Consider the following 15,218-nt stretch of genomic DNA (forward strand, 5'->3'; position numbering starts at 1 on the left):
TGCGGACGTTGGTTGACTCTGGGGCTATGACACGACGTCGCCACGTCGACTACGGCCGCGTGGCAGCAAGCCTGTGTTGCCTCCGCTGAAGGTGCTCGTACCCACGACGACCTCAGGGAGTGCCCCGTCATGTCCGATGTGCTGATCATCTCGGCCGCGCCGTCCCACGCCGCGCCGACCGGAGTCGTCGTGGAGCACGTGGCCGAGGTGCTGCGGGCGGCCGGGCACCGCGTGTCGTTGCTCGACGTCCGCTCCTTGCCCACGTTGTCGCTGCTCACTGAAGACCTGCGGGATCCGGAGATCGCGCAGGCGGTGAGCAGCGTGCTGTCGGCGGACGGCGTGGTGGTCGCTTCGCCCGTCTACCGCGCCGCCTACAGCGGGCTGGTCAAGGCCCTGCTCGACCTCCTGCCGAAGAAGGCCCTGCGCGGCCGTGCGGTGCTGCCGCTGGCGACCGGCGGCAGCCAGGGCTTCCTGGTGGCGATGGACTACGCGCTGCACCCGTTGCTCGCGGCCAAGGGCGCGGACCAGGTGGTGCGCGGGGAGTTCGTGCTGGACCAGCACGTCGGGTCGGCGGAATCGGCCGCCGCACTGGAGGCGGCGGCCGACCGGTTCGCCTCGGTGCTGACCCCGCGGCTGCGCAAGGTCAGCTGAGGTCGTTCCGCTGCCGGGTTTCAGAGCTCGCGGACGAAGTAGGGCCGCGTCTCCACCCAGCCCTTGCCCGAAGCCCCGTTGAGGACGCCGCCGCCCTGCTCGGACAGCGTGTACCAGGACTCGACGTAGTCGGGGTCGTCGGTGTATTAGCTGTCCGGGATGGCGTCGAGCACCGCGCTGACCAGCGGGATGTACGCGCCGCCGTCCACAATGGTCAGCAGCGCGGCGGCCAGCGCCTGGGCGAGCGCCTTGTAGTTCGTGTCGCCGTCGTCCTCCATCAGGACCACGTCGGCGAGGTCGTACTTGTAGTTGTTCCAGTGCACCAGCAGCTGGTTCGGGGAGTACGTCGTGTTCTCGTCGTCGAGGTACGGCATCGTGACGGGGTCGACCCTGACCTTGCCGTCGAGCCCGAACCCGGACACCAGCGCGAAGATCTCCGCGTCACCCTTGAACCAGGGCTCCTGGACGTCGCTGACGCTGATCCTCGTGACCTGGGTGGCCCAGTAGCCGGCGAGCTGCCGCGTCCGCTCGGTCGGCATCCCCTGCTTGATGACGTCCATGCCGCGTTGCACGGCCCGTTCGACGTCGATGTCGATGATCGTCAACGGCTGATTCGGCTCGTGCGCGGTCGTCAGCTCGTGGACGTTGCCCTTGCGGTCGTACGCCTTGATGGTCTTGGCGTTGTCGTCGTCGGGGGCGGCGGCGACGAGTGGTTCGCCCGTGGTCGTGCCTGCCCTCCGGAACGTGATCAGGCCGCGTCCGTCCGGCAGTCCCTTGGCCTTGGCGATCTGCCGTTCGGCGTCGGCGACCGCGATGCCGCCTCGGGCGAGGCCGTCGAGGATCTCGCCGACGCTCCTCGGCGCCGCGGCCGCCGTGCCGGTGGGCACGACGGCGGCGACCAGTGTCAGAACCACGAGAGTTGCGCGCAGGGTGTTGGCTCTCATGTCTCCGGATCGTGGAGCGGTTCGTTGTGTTCGACAAGCCGCCGATCGACTACTCAACCGCAGGTCAACCCAGGTGTGAGGTGTCGTTCACCAGCTTCACCGACGCGTGCCCGTCCGGGTAGAACTCGGCGATCGACACGCCCGTCAGATCCAGGTGCATCCGGAAGAGGAACTGCGGCCCGACGTCCAACGCCTGCCGGAGCATCGTCTTGATCGGCGTGACGTGGCTGACCAGCACCAACGTCTTCCCGCCGTACCGCGCGATGATGTCCGTGCGCGCCTTCCGCACCCGCGCGTGCACCTCGTCGAAGCTCTCGCCGTTGGGCGGCTTCTGCGCCGTGTCCCCCAACCACCTGCGATGCACCTCGGGGTCTTTGGCCGCGGCTTCGGCGAACGTAAGCCCCTCCCAGTCGCCGAAGTCCGTCTCGATCAGCCCCTGGTGCGTGACGACCTCGAGCTCGATCTTGTCCGCGAGTTTCTGGGCCGTCTGCTGCGCCCGTTGCAACGGAGACGAGATGATCCCGGCAATCCCGTCCACAGTGGACAGCCTGGTCGCCGCCTTCTCCGCCTGCTCCAGCCCGGTCTCGGTCAGCGGGTGGTCCCCGCGCCCGGAGTACCGCCGGTCGACGGACAACCTCGTCTGCCCGTGCCGCAGCAGGATGATCCGCGTGGGCTCCCCCACCGCCCCGCTCCAGTGAGGCTGCTTGGCTCCTTCGGCCTTCTCGGGCGCGGCGGCCTCGGACTTGGCGGCTTTGGTCTCGCCGTCCATGGCCTCGTTGGCCAGCCGGTCGGCCTGCTTGTTCCGTTCGCGCGGAATCCACTCGTAGGTGACCCGAGGCAACGCCCCGGCCACCTCCTGGGCCTCGCGGTTGAGCGGCTGCATCGAGGGGTGCTTGACCTTCCACCGCCCCGACATCTGCTCGACGACGAGCTTGGAGTCCATCCGCACGTCAACGCTGTCCGCCCCCAGCTCGACCGCGGCCCGAAGCCCCGCGATCAGCCCCTGGTACTCGGCGACGTTGTTGGTCGCGACCCCGATGAACCCCTTGCGCTCGGCCAGCGTCTCGCCGCTGAGCTTGTCCCGCACCACCGCGCCGTACCCGGCAGGCCCGGGGTTGCCACGCGACCCGCCATCGGCCTCGACGATCACCTTCACGGGCCGATCGTAACCCCGCGTTCAGACCCCTTCCGGGACCCTGTATTCTGTTCACGTAAGTCTGGGTGGCGGAATGGCAGACGCGCTAGCTTGAGGTGCTAGTGCCCGTAAGGGCGTGGGGGTTCAAGTCCCCCCTCGGACACAGGTTGAACCCCCACGGAGTTGATGGAGACATCAGCTTCGTGGGGGTTTTTGCTTGTGCGGGACTTGCCTCAATTCGGTTGCCGCCCTACGGCAAGCTGAGGCGATGCGGCAGATGACGGTGCTCGGCGGCTGCGGCGCGTACCCGGAACCGGGCCGGGCGTGCAGCGGTTTCCTGGTGGAGTGGGACGGCTTTCGATTGGTGCTCGACCTGGGCTACGCCACCCTCCCCCGGCTGCTGACCCACTGCCCGGACGCCGACGTGGACGCCCTCGTCATCACCCACGAGCACCCCGATCACTGCATCGACGTGCACGGGCTGTTCCGGATGTTGCTCTACGGCGGGACCGGACGCAGGCTGCCGCTGTACTGCACACCGGGCGTGCTGACCCGGTTGGGCGGGCTGGAACCGGAGGTCGACCTGCGTGCCGTTTTCGACGTGCACGAGCTGCCCGGCGTCTACCAGGTCGGCCCCTTTCAGCTGACCGGCGTCCTGCTGCCGCACTACGTTCCCAACGCGGGTGTCCGGTTGCAGGCCGGTCAGACGATCCTCGCCTACACCGGGGACACCGGCCCCGACGCCGTGCTGACCGAACTCGGCCGGGACGCCGACCTGTACGTCATGGATGCCACCGATCGCGTCGGTGAGTCGCAGCGGCCGCAGCGGAACCTGCTCACGTCCGAAGAGGCCGGGTACTGGGCCACTCAGGCAGGTGCCCGCAGGCTGATGCTCAGTCACTTCTGGCCTGGCAACGACCGGGTCGCCGCCGTGTCCGCTGCGCGACGCACGTTCGCCGGCGAAGTGCTGACCGCCGAGGAAGACCTCGTCGTCCCGCTCGATGTCCATTAGAGAAGCGCCCCCTAGTGGACGCGGCTCTGGCGGACCGAAGTCAGGACGTGCGGGACCTCAGGATTCCCTCGACCGCCTCGCACAACGTGTCGCCGATCGGCCCCGGATCGGTCAGGCAACCGGCGGCCATCGCTCCGTCGCGCAACATCACGAAGTGCCGTCCGTCGAGTTCGGCAGGGCTGTCGCCAACGCGCGCAAGCAGGTCCGTCACGGTGTCGAGGAACCATTGGCGGTGTGCCAGCACGGCCTGGTGCACTGGGTGGGTGGGGTCGGCGTACTCCGCGACGGCGTTGAGGAACGCGCAGCCGCGGAAGCCCCCGCTCTGGATGTGCCCGGCGATCCCCTTCGCCACGGCGCGCACGGCGTCGGCGTCGGTGGTCGCCGCCTTGACCCCCGCTTCGACGTTCTGGCGAGTGGCCCGGTCGGCCTCCGCGAGGTAGGCGAGGACCAGCTCCTCCTTGCCGGCGAAGTGGCGGTACATGGTCGCCCTGGTCACCTTGGCCTCGGCGAGGATGCGGTCCACGCCGACGGAGTGCAGGCCTTCGGAGTAGAACAGGCGGCTCGCCGTTTCCAGCAGGCGGTTGCGGGCCTCGGAGATGGTGCTGGTCACGCCTCCAAGGTAACAGAGAGAACGTTCGGTCTTGACAACTTCGGCGCGACGGTGCCAGGCTCAGGACATCAGCAGAAAGAACGTTCTCCCTACCGCAAGGACTGAAGCCGTGAGCACCGTTACCGAGTCACCCAGCCTCGCTCCCGCCCTCCGCACGCTCTACTTCGTCCGCTTCGGCTTCGCGATCGTGTGGGCGACGCTGCTGTTCGTCACCGGCAGCGAGATCGGGCTGGTCAGCGGCACGTTGCTGGTGCTCTACCCGCTGTTCGACGTGGCGGCGATCGTGATCGACAGCCGGACGTCGCGCGGCAAGGCGTCGCTCGCGCTCTACGCGAACATCGCGGTCAGCCTGGCGGCTGCGGCCGGGCTGGCGTTCGCGGTGACGTCCGGGATTCCCGCCGTGCTGCGGGTGTGGGGTGCGTGGGCCGTGGTGTCCGGGGTGGCTCAGCTCGCGGTCGCGCTGGTGCGGCGGGGCATGGGCGGGCAGTGGCCGATGATCCTCAGCGGCGGCATTTCGACGCTCGCCGGTACGTCGTTCGTGTTGATGGCCGGGGCTGAGAACGCGACGTTGAGCAACCTCGCCGGGTACGCGGCGATCGGCGGCATCTTCTTCCTGGTGTCGGCGCTGCGCCTGCGCAAGTGAGCCAAGAAGCGCAAAGCCCCTCTGACCGGATGAGGTCAGAGGGGCTTTCTCACGCTGTCGCTATTCGGGCTGCCACTCGGTGACGTCGGCGTGGTTCAGGCCGTCGGCGCGCAGCAGCTCCAGCGCCGCCTCGCTGACCACCAGCCGGCCGATCCGGTCGGCCCCCAGGTCGTCGACCCCGGGCGTGCCGTCGACCACCAGCCACCGGAACTCCGGCAGCTCGACGCCGGGGTTGAAGAGCTCGAACTGGTCGTGCTTCGTCACCTGCACGTCCGCCAGCCGGAAGCTCCGGAACCCCGCTTCCTGCAACCTCGCTGCCGTCTTGGGCACCACCATGTGCTCACCGGCGGCCGTGACGATGCAGTCACCCAGCCAGTCGGCCGCCTCGTAGTGCAGGTGAGTGACCACCGGCACGCCCGAGGAGTGGTCGAGGACCGCGTCGTCGCCCAGACCACCCGACACCTCGGGCCTGATCATGTAATAGCTGCCCAACTCAGGCACTCCGTTCAACGCTTGCGCGGGACCATCCAATGGCCCAACTCGTCATCGACAAAGGTCGCATGGTCCAGGACCTCCTGCCGGGTCGGCGTCCTGCCTGCCGCCTTCATCCGGTTGTAGAACCCGTCCCACATGATTCTGATGGCGCTCAAGTGCACGCGGCTGTTGATCTCCCCGCCGGGGAAACCGCGCAGGTTCTCCTTGGAGTGGATCTCGTCCCAGCTGAACAGGTTGGGGTACAGGTTCTGGACCTGCTTCTCGATGGCGTGGTGGACCCACATGCCGACCGGGCTGATACCGGTGTCCTTCTCGTAGATTTCGCGGTACTTGTCGCTGCCGCCGGCGTTGCCCACCGATGCCGGCGTGCGGATCGGCAGGTCGGCGCCGAGCGACGGCATCTGCTTCACCTTCTTGCAGTCGACGGTGTCCTTCCCGATGTTGTGGGTGAGGACATCGACTTGCCCGGCCTGCACGAAGTAGGTGTGCAGTCCGTCGACCGTGAAGTTGTAGACCAGCTGCGCCCTCGAGAACGACCTGGTGCCGGTGACCGTCGCCGGGCGGTTGTCCGCCGTGGTGAAGGTGTAGCCGGGCTTGAGGTCCTCCGCGTGCTTCCACTCGTTCAGCGACGAGACCCAGAACGGGTGTTCGTCCGTGGCGACCATCGAGCCCGTGCCGGAATCGGTCGACACCGTGATCTCGTAGAGCTCGCGGTCGGCGACGTGCGAACGGACGTCGGTCACCTCGCGCGGGCCGGTCGTGCCGGTGGTCGGGTCGGTCGCGAGGACGACGTCACCCACCTGCATGGACGCGATCGGCTTGCGCTCGCCGGAGGCCAGCAGCACCGGCGTTTCGCCGCTGAAGCTGTTGGAGTCCCACGACAACGGGCAGGAGGCTCCGGCGGCCGCGTTCTGCTTGGCGTCCTTGCCCCTGTCGCCGGCGCCTCTCTTCTTGCGGCCGCCGCCCGCGATGTCGAGGATGTCCTCCGCGTAGGGAACTCCCAGGGTGGCAAGGGTTTCCGCCACCTGGGCCTGCGCGGCCTCCTTCACGACCTCCTTGCCGACGCCCAGGATCGCCGTCCTGATCGTGTCGTAGACCTTGTTGAGGTCCTGCACGTTCGTGACCGCGGTCTGGACGATGCGGGCCGGGGCGTTCGGCATCGCCGAGATGATGTTCTTGGCGTTCGCGATGCGCGGCTTGAGAGCAGCCTTCAACGTCGGGATCGGGTTGGTCTTGACGGCCCTGGCGACGGCTGCCTTCGCGGCTGCCGTACGTCGCACCGCTGCCTGGTAGGCCGCTGCTGCTGCCGCGGCTCTTCGTGCTGCCGCTTCTGCTGCCAGCTTTCTGGGATCGGGCAACGACTTCGAGGCGTTCGGGACGTCCGTCTTCTTCAACGGCATGCCGTCCGGGCCCTTGCCGGCGTTGGGGCCGTCGGGGCGCCTCGGGTGCGGGGCGTCCGGGCTGCGCGGGGTCGGCACGTTGTCGGCGCCGCGCATGGCGTCGTAGCCGCGGTTGCCCCACTTGGCCGCCGTGGCTCCCCAGCCGCCGAACGGGATCATGCCCGCCGCGGACAGGGCGGCGTCGGTGTAGTTGCCCTCGGCGAGGTACCAGACGGCGTTGATGCCGTCGGCGATCTCACCCAGGCCCGGGACGAGGCCCGCTACGTCGAGGACGGTGTGGCCGACGGTGGAGATGTTGTCGCCCACCCACGACACGGCGTCGCTGAACCAGTTGTGGCCGTTGGGGTCGAAGCCGTTGACGGGTGAACCGACGCCGTAGGCGTAGCGGTTGAAGCCCGCCGAGCCCGGACCGCCCTGGTCGACCGAGTCACGCGACGAGAAGCTGCCGGTGGACGGGTCGTACCAGCGGGCGCCCATGTTGACCTGGCCGCTGTCCGGGTCCGTCCAGTCGCCCTGGAAGCCCACCGCGCGCTTCGTGCCGGACGAGGCGGTGACCTTGCCCCACGGGTCGTACGCCGCCGAGTCCTTCAGCTGCGCGGCCGAGGCGTCGAGGCCGCCGACCACGTCGCCGTGCTTGTCGGAGAGCAACAAGCGCTTGTCCGCACCCGAAGACAGCGACAGGAGTTCGCCGCCGGCTCCTCGGCCGAAGATCGAGTCCGAGTCGGACACCGGGTCCTGGCTCGCGCCCGAGTACTTGAACTGCTTGGAACCGCGCGTGACCGGGCGGTCCATGCCGTCGTAGGTGTAGGTGGCGGCGCCGACCTTGGTGAGGCGGTCGAACGCGTCGAACTCGAACTTCTCCTCGAGGCCCGACGACGTCCGCGACTCACGGGTGCCGCGCGGCGTGTACTTGTAGGTGTAGTCGCCGTCGGACAGCACGCGGTTGCGCGCGTCGAAGGTCGAGGTCTTGGCGCCGTTCTGGATCCGGTTGCCCGACTTGTCCCACGCGTAGGCCGTGGTGGCCCCACCCGAGGTCCAGGACGTCATCCGGCCCAGGTCGTCGTAGCCGTAGGTCTGCTCACCGCCGCCGGCGGTGCCGGTGGTGGTCTTCTTCTTGAGGCGGTCGGCCAGGTCGTACTCGTAGCCGACCGACGCCAGGACACCACCGGTCGAGTTCTTCGTGACATCCGAAGTCTCGCGGCCCAGGTCGTCGTAGCCGAACGTGCGGACCCTGCCCGCGCCGTAGTTCATCGACTCGACCAGGCCGGCCGGGTTGTAGCCGAACGCCACCAGGGCGCCGGTCACGCCGTCCTGCGCGGAGTTCAGGCGGCCGTTGACGTAGCTGAACGACGACGTGCCCGAAGCGTCCGTGCGGGTCGAGAGGCGACCGACCTCGTCGTAGCCGAAGGTCGCGTCACCGGACGGACCCGTGGCCGAGGTCAGCAAGCCTCGCGTGTTGTAGGCGTAGGTGTTGTCGACACCGCCGGGAGCCGACACGGAGGTCGGGCGGCCGACGAGGTCGTAGTTCACCACGCGGTCCGGAGTGGACACTGACGTGCCCGCGCCGGTTTCCTTGCGCATCCGGCCCAGGGCGTCGTACTCCCGCGTCCGCGTCACGCTGCCGGGCGCGGTGAGGGTGGTCGGCCTGCCCGAGCTGTCGTACGTGGTGGTCCACGTGCGGTCGGCGAGGCTCGGGTGCGTCGGAGTGGACGGTTCGATGACCGATTCCGGCTTGCCCAAGGCGTTGTAGGTGTAGAACGTCGCGTTTCCGCGGCCGTCCGTCACGCGCGTCCGGCGGCCCGAGGTGTCGTAGCCGTAGGACGTGGTGATGGACTCGGTGGCCGACACCGGCTCTTCCAGCGAGGTGAGCTGGCCGAGCGCGTCGTAGGTGTTCCTGGTGACCTTGCCGAGCGGGTCGGTCGCGGTCAGCACGTTGCCCGCGACGTCGTGGGTGTACCTGCCCTGCCGCAGCACCTGGCCGTTGGGGGCGAGGCTCAGGTCCATGACCTTGTTGCCCGCCTGGTCCAGGCGCTGGTACCCGGCACGGCCCTGGGCGTCGCGGGTGTAGACCTGGTTGCCGAACGAGTCGTAACCCAGCTGCGTCACGACACCGGCGGCGTCGGTGACGCTGGTCTTCTGACCCAGCGCGTCGTAGCCGAAGCGGGTGACCTCGTTGCGAGGCGACGTCACCGTTTCCAGGTTGCCCTTGGCGTCGTAGCCGAACTTCGTCTCGAACGCCGCCGGCTGCGGCTTCGTCTCGAGCACGGTCTGGGTGACCGCGCGCCGGAACTGGTCGTAGGTGCGCTGGGTCGTGCCGCCCGTCGGGTCCTGAGTGGACAGCAGGTCACCGGTGTCGGTGTAGCTGTAGCGCCACGAACCACCCGGCGTCGTGCGCTCGTCCGGGTTCGGGTCGCGCTTCTCCACCAACCGGCCGCGCTGGTCGTAGTACATCCAGATCGACGCACCGGACGGATCGGTCGTCTTCACCGCGCGGCCCATCGCGTCGTACTCGACGGACGCGACGCCGGTGACCGGCGAGCCGGAGCCCGGTGCCTGGTACGACGGCGAGGTCGTGCGAACCGCGCGACCGGCCTTGTCGTAGGCCATGCTCATCACGCCGCCCGCGGGGTTGCGGATCTGCGTGACGTCACCGAACGCGTTGTAGCCCGTGGTCGAGACCGGCCGGGTCACCGACGGGGACTGACCGAACTGCTCGGTCGTCACCGGAGGCGAGATCATCGAGATCGAACGACCGCGCTCGTCGTACTTGTACTCGGTGGTGTGGTTCGCCTCGACGGCACCGGCGACGTTGCCGAGCGGCGCGATCACCGACGTGACGAGGTCGCGCTGGTCGTACTTCTTGCGCGTGACCACGAGCCCGGCCGAACCGCGCGTCGACTCCTTCACCTGACGGCCGAACGCGTCGTACTCGAAGTCCACGACCTCGGCGAACGCCGCGGTGAACGCACCGGTGTTGGAGTGCGCGCCCGTGTTGGTGACCTTGGTGATGTTGCCGCTGGTGTCGTAGGAGTAGTCGGTACGGCGCCGCAGCGTGTCCGGTTCCTGCGTGGAGGACTTCAGCCTGCCGGTGGCGTCGACCTCGTGGACGACGACCTTGCCGCCCATGCCGACCTGACGGATCAGGTTGCCCGCCGCGTCGTACCTGTTCTCCTGGATCGTGATCGCCGGCGTGCCGGACTTGTTGTCCGCCCGCGCCTTGATGTCCTTGACCAGACCGTCGGCGTAGTAGGACGTCTCGGTGCGACGACCCATCGCGTCGGTCTGCACGATCAGCTTGCCGCTGTGGTCGTACTGGTTCGACTCCAGCACCAGGTCCGGCAGCGGTTCGTCCGGGTCGAGCGGCTCGAAGCCGGTGGCGCCGGGCGTGATCGCCTTGCCGTGGTTGCCGACGAGCCGCACCTGCGCGACCTTGTTCCGGGCCGTGTAGGTGTAGACGGTCTTCACGCCGTTGGCGTCGATAGCCCACGTGCGGTTGCCGAAGACGTCATAACCGAACGACGCCTCGTTGCCCTCCGGCCCGATCGTCTTGGTCATGCGGCCGAAGTCGTCGAACTCGAACGTCGACCTGCGGGGGTTGCCGGGGTCCTGCGAGTCGACGAGCTCCGCCGCGGTGGTGTTGCCGTCCGCGTCGTACTCGGTCTTCGCCGTCTCCGTGTGCGTCACGCCGGTGACGGCGTTCTTGGTCGCCGGGTAGGTCACCTCGGTGACGCGGCCCAGCTTGTCGTACTGGTAGGACGTCGTCGCGCCGCCCGGGACGGCGTCGGAGATCTCCGTCGCGGTCTTCTTGCGGCCCAGCACGTCGTAGGTGAACCGGGTGAGCATGCCGGCCGGCGACTTCGTCTCGGCCAGGTCACCGTTGCGGTAGTACCTGTTGACCGTCGTCGCGCCGCGCGGGTCGGTGGTGGACTTCAGCAGCCGCACCGGTTCCGCGGCGGGGCTCTGCGGCGTGGAGTCGAACGCCGGCGTCGACCCGTCGGTGTAGCGGTGGATCGTCGAGCCGCCGTCCGGGTTCGTCTCCTGTTCCAGGTCACCGAAATCGGTGTACGTCGACTGCGTCAGGTAGGTGTTGTCCGTCGGGCCGGACGACCGGGCGTCGCGGGTCTCGACGAGCTTGTCCGCGCGTGGATCGGTCGGGTCGGCCGTGGGCGCCTGGTACTTGTAGTACGTGGTCTGGCAGTCCCAGGTCTCGTCCGCGCGCTTCTCCCGGCAGCTGACCTTCTGCGTCAGGTTGCCGCGCTCGTCGTGGATCAGCTGGGCCTCGTTGCCGAGTTCGTCGCGGATCTTCTGCTGGAAGCCCGACTTGTCGTACTCGAACAGCCGGACGCCCAGCGCCACGACGAGACCGCCGCACGAGGTGATGCCGTCGGCGTTGGTCACGCAGTCGCGGCCGACCATGTCCTCCGGCCGGACGGCGGCGCCGATCGGCGTCACCTGCCGCAGGATCCGGCCCTTGAGGCCGTCGAAGTCGTAGTACTGCGGGCGGTTGCCCGGATCCACCACCCGCACCGAGCGGATGATGTTCTCCTCGTTGCCGCCCACCGTCGGCACGCCGAGCTGCCAGCGGCCGCCGTCGCTGTCCACGTACTCGCGCATGCGGTCGTGCACGTGGTCGTAGCTGATCTTCGCCGCCACCCGGTCCGTGCTGCTCGGCATGGTGACCTCGGTGATCTGGTCACCCGCCGCCTGCGCGGCGTAGTGGGCCGCGACCTGGCTCAGGCCGAGCGGACGCGCGTAGAACGCGACCTCGTCCACGAGACCCGCGAACGACGTGCGGCCCGAGGCGATCGACGGCCACGAGCCCGTCGAGTTCGCCGCGCCGACCTGCGCGAACTGGAGCAGCGCGTGGTCGATCGGACCGTCGAGCGGCGTCGTGTTGACGACCTTGCCGTCGAGGTACAACGTCTGGCTGGCAACGGAACCCGAGAGCACGACGTGGTGCCACTTGTCGTCGTTCACGGTGCCGGTCGACGTGATCGGGTTGATCCCGCCCTGCCAGAACTGGCCGCGCAGCTTGCCGTCGGAACCGACGTAGAGCAGCGGGACACCGCGACCGGGCGTCTCGCCGATCGCCTTGTCCTGGTAGCCGACCAGCGGACCGGCCGAGGTCGTCTTGAACCACAGCTCGATCGCGAGGTCGCGGTGCTTGTTGACCTGCTTGTCCGGCAACGCGACGTGGCTGCCGCCGCCGAGGCGCACGGCGCGGTCGTCGCTGCCGGTCAGCGCACCGGTCTGGTTCTGGTTCGGGGCGCCGACGCCGACGAACTTGCCGAGGTCCTTGTTCAGCTTGATGCTGATCTGGCTGTTCGCGTCGTCACCGCCGGCCTCGCCCAGCCGCCAGTAGGAGTCGGGGCGGGAGTCCAGCACCGTGCTGCGGTAGTGCGACCCCTTCTCGTAGTTGTAGCGCGTGCACTTCCCCGTCGGGTCGCACACCTCGCGCAACTGGTCGGCGTCGTAGACGTACTTCCACTCCAGCCTGGCGCCGTCGACCTGCTCGGTGCGCACCCACTCGACGTGGGTCTGGTCGGCGTTCCAGGCGAAGGACAACGAGCGGTTGCTGGTCCTGCTGACGACCTTGTCCAGCAGCTGCTTGCCGTTCTCGGTCTTGTACTCCAGCTCGACCAGCCGCGCGGCGCTGTCCTTGATGGACGCCAGCAGGCCGGAGGTGGTGAAGCCGTAGACGGTGCGGTCCTTGTCGACCAGCTTCCAGTCCGAAGTGGACTTGACGAGCGTGGCGGCACGACCGGGCGGCGGGGTGAAGGACCCGTCGGGGTTCTTGCCGAACCGGACCTGCTGGCCGTCGGGGTAGGTGACCACGACGTTGCCGCTGCCGTCACCGTCCTCGACGATCCGCATGTCGTAGCGGGTCGACCAGCCGCTGCCGAACGTCAGCTTCGCCCGCGGGTCGAGGCTGTTGTAGGTGCGGGCGACGTTGAGCTCGGGGCCCGCGGTCGCGGCGGCGGCGTCGATCGCCGCGGTGGTGTAGTTGCCGACCATCGGGTCGAACCCGAGGCCGTTGCCGGTGTAGGGCGCGTTGCCCATCCGCGAGGTGACCTCGGGCTGCGGCACCGACGCGAAGAGCCTCGACCAGTCGGTGTACGGGCTCTCGCTGTTGCCGTCCTTGGCCGCGACGTGCCAGAGGTAGACGCGGTCCCAGCGCAGCTTGCCCTCCGGCACCGTCCAGTAGGCCGGGTTGATGAAGCCGGAGTCGAAGCAGCCCACGGCGTTGCCGGCCTGGTCCTGCTCGCAGACCTGGAACTTGTAGCTGATGCTGTCGTTCTCGTGGTCCTCCGCCTTCGCCCACAGCTGCGGGCGCAGCGTTTCCACGCTCCAGCCCGACGGCGGGTACTGGTCGGTCACGACCGGCGGGAGGTTGAAGACCTCCAGCGTGATCCGGCCCGGCGCCACCTGCTCGTCGGTGAACGTCGTGTTCCCGTGCCGCATGGTGAAGTCGAAGATGTACTTGCCGTACGGCAGTTTCTCGATCGCCGCTTCGAGGGTGACCTCGTCGCCGCGGTTCACCGTGCCGGGCAGACCGGCCGCGGACTTCACCGCGACGAGTTCGTTCGTGGTGGCGTTGAAGACCTTGTACGCCAGGTCGTAGTTGCCGGGGGTCCAGGCGTTCGCGCCGGTGTTGCGGACCTTGACCTTGATCTTGCCGCCCTGCTGGCTCGTCAGCGGCGGGTCCGGGATCGGCTGGTCGATCTTGTACTCGGCGTTGTACGGGCTGTGCGTCACGAACAGCTTCGGCGGGTTCGCGGTGCCCGCGCCGACGATCTTCTTCCACTGGCTGCCGTTGCTCTGGTTCTGCGCCTGCAACGCGATGCCGTTGTTCGCACCGCCGTTGGCCCAGCCCTGCACCAGCTGCTCGCCGCCGACGCCGAGGTCGATCAGCTCGGGCGCGGCGGGACACGCCGACCGCGTCTGCCCGACCGACATGAAGCCGTGCGAGAACGACCCGCCGCCGATCACTCCGCCCAGCCCGGGACCCTGGTTACCGCCACCGTTGAAGTCGCCGGCCACCGACCGCACCACCATCGGCTGCGGACGGCACGTCGCCGAGTCGAAGTTCACCAGCTGGAGCTGTGCGCCGAAGATCTTGTGGTTGCGCAGGGTCGTGCTCACCGCGCCGAACCGCAGCAGCGCCGTCTTGCCGGAGCCGATGGTCAGCTCGCCGGGCACCGCGTTCTGCCCGATCTGCCGGGCCTCCGGCCTGCCCTCGAACACCGTCGGGTCGACCAGCACCGGGTACACCCGCGCCGGGTCGTCCAGCCACGCCGAGTCGAGCGACACCCGCAGCGTGCGGCCACCGTCGGTGATCTCGTACTTCACCCCGAACGACTGCGCCGGAACGACGTCCTCGACGCGAGGCGCGGAATCGGTCATGAAGCCGGGCGGGATGGTCAGCCGTTCGCGGCCCGTCCCATCGGACAGCACGACGGAGCCGTCCACGACCTTCGCCGTCAAACCCTTGAGGCGCAACGGGAAGTCCCACGACCGCGCCGCAGCCCGGTCCTTCAGGACCAGGATCTCCTTGGCACCACCGGGAACCGACTCGACGCGCAGGTCGGCGTGGTCGGCCACGCCGGGGTAGGTGACGGTCGTGCCCGTTTGGACACCCGCGCTGCCACGGGCGCCCGCGAAGCCGTAGGCGAACTCGTGCGCGTCGTCGAGCTTGATCGTGACGAGCGCCGGGGCGTCCGCCTTGCCCGCGAGCTGCACGGAGACACCGTCGGCCTTGTTGCGCCACGAACCGTTCTCCGCCAACAGAGACGGATCGATCGGCGCCCAGGTGCCGTCGGCCTTGCGGTAGTTGAGCGGCGTGTCGCTGAACTCCGTGGTCCGCGTGCCGTCGGTGTTGCGGTACGTCGTCTCATTACGCGCACGCGAATCCGGGACGCTCGTCTTCGAGTCGAACCCGGTCACGTTGCTGGGGCCCTGCTCCACCTTCGCGGCGTTGCGGACCCCCTGACCCGGCGTGCCGAACTTCGGCCGCGGGTACTTGGCCATCTCGGAGACCGGCAGGCCGAGGTTGCCCTCACGGCTGTCGCTCTCGGAGGAAAGACCGTCCGCGGTGCCGCCGTCCTGCTGGGCGGCGAGCCCGCGGGCCCTGTCGAGCTGCTCGGCGAGCTCTCGACCGGCGTCGGTGAACCACGGCAGCAACGACGTGATGCCCGGCCCGCCGATCCCGATGACGAGTGTCACGGTGAGCAACAGTCCAAGGACAGGAACCAGGTACTTGGGCGCGCGGAAGCGCCCGGCTCTCCGGCCGGTCATAGTGATCTTCCCCCAGGAAGTGAGGCCCCCAGA

The 15,218-nt window shown here is 68.7% G+C and carries 8 protein-coding genes and 1 tRNA gene; 4 read left to right on the plus strand and 5 right to left on the minus strand.

All coding sequences use genetic code 11. The annotated features are described in order from the left end of the window. Positions 1-129 precede the first annotated feature (129 nt). Entirely contained in the window at positions 130-651 is a 522-nt protein-coding gene (locus JNUCC0626_RS27675; RefSeq protein ID WP_394613680.1) for an NAD(P)H-dependent oxidoreductase, read from the plus strand. 146 nt (positions 652-797) lie between these two features. Here JNUCC0626_RS27675 and JNUCC0626_RS27680 read toward each other — a convergent pair whose 3' ends face one another. After that, entirely contained in the window at positions 798-1,595 is a 798-nt protein-coding gene (locus tag JNUCC0626_RS27680; RefSeq protein ID WP_394613681.1) for a DUF3103 family protein, read from the minus strand. 64 nt (positions 1,596-1,659) lie between these two features. Continuing rightward, positions 1,660-2,745, minus strand: coding sequence for a bifunctional RNase H/acid phosphatase (locus JNUCC0626_RS27685; protein ID WP_394622116.1), 1,086 nt, complete (start codon positions 2,743-2,745; stop codon positions 1,660-1,662). A 65-nt stretch (positions 2,746-2,810) separates the two neighbouring features. Between JNUCC0626_RS27685 and JNUCC0626_RS27690 the strand changes: the two genes are divergently transcribed. Beyond that, a tRNA-Leu gene (locus tag JNUCC0626_RS27690) sits at positions 2,811-2,893 on the plus strand. Between the two features lie 105 nt (positions 2,894-2,998). After that, positions 2,999-3,742 carry an MBL fold metallo-hydrolase gene (locus tag JNUCC0626_RS27695; RefSeq protein ID WP_394613682.1) on the plus strand — a complete coding sequence of 248 codons (744 nt, stop codon included), beginning with the start codon at positions 2,999-3,001 and terminating at the stop codon, positions 3,740-3,742. Between the two features lie 40 nt (positions 3,743-3,782). Here JNUCC0626_RS27695 and JNUCC0626_RS27700 read toward each other — a convergent pair whose 3' ends face one another. Continuing rightward, positions 3,783-4,340 carry a TetR/AcrR family transcriptional regulator gene (locus tag JNUCC0626_RS27700; RefSeq protein WP_394622117.1) on the minus strand — a complete coding sequence of 186 codons (558 nt, stop codon included), beginning with the start codon at positions 4,338-4,340 and terminating at the stop codon, positions 3,783-3,785. A gap of 121 nt (positions 4,341-4,461) precedes the next feature. Here JNUCC0626_RS27700 and JNUCC0626_RS27705 point away from each other — a divergent pair, with 121 nt between their 5' ends. Further along, positions 4,462-4,995, plus strand: coding sequence for a hypothetical protein (locus JNUCC0626_RS27705; RefSeq protein WP_394613683.1), 534 nt, complete (start codon positions 4,462-4,464; stop codon positions 4,993-4,995). Between the two features lie 60 nt (positions 4,996-5,055). Here JNUCC0626_RS27705 and JNUCC0626_RS27710 read toward each other — a convergent pair whose 3' ends face one another. Next, positions 5,056-5,472: a hypothetical protein gene (locus JNUCC0626_RS27710; protein WP_394613684.1), complete on the minus strand. Its 417-nt coding sequence runs from the start codon at positions 5,470-5,472 to the stop codon at positions 5,056-5,058. Between the two features lie 29 nt (positions 5,473-5,501). Further along, positions 5,502-15,113 (minus strand): LamG-like jellyroll fold domain-containing protein, encoded by a 9,612-nt coding sequence (locus tag JNUCC0626_RS27715; RefSeq protein ID WP_394613685.1) that lies wholly within the window; start codon positions 15,111-15,113, stop codon positions 5,502-5,504. Positions 15,114-15,218 lie beyond the last annotated feature (105 nt).

This window comes from Lentzea sp. JNUCC 0626 (assembly GCF_043632865.1).
In the GTDB taxonomy this organism is placed as follows: domain Bacteria; phylum Actinomycetota; class Actinomycetes; order Mycobacteriales; family Pseudonocardiaceae; genus Lentzea.

Coding starts and splice junctions, on each gene's coding strand:
- JNUCC0626_RS27675 (WP_394613680.1), top strand. CDS start 130: ATGTCCGATGTGCTGATCATCTCGGCCGCGCCGTCCCACGCCGCGCCG.
- JNUCC0626_RS27695 (WP_394613682.1), top strand. CDS start 2,999: ATGCGGCAGATGACGGTGCTCGGCGGCTGCGGCGCGTACCCGGAACCG.
- JNUCC0626_RS27710 (WP_394613684.1), bottom strand. CDS start 5,472: ATGATCAGGCCCGAGGTGTCGGGTGGTCTGGGCGACGACGCGGTCCTC.
- JNUCC0626_RS27680 (WP_394613681.1), bottom strand. CDS start 1,595: ATGAGAGCCAACACCCTGCGCGCAACTCTCGTGGTTCTGACACTGGTC.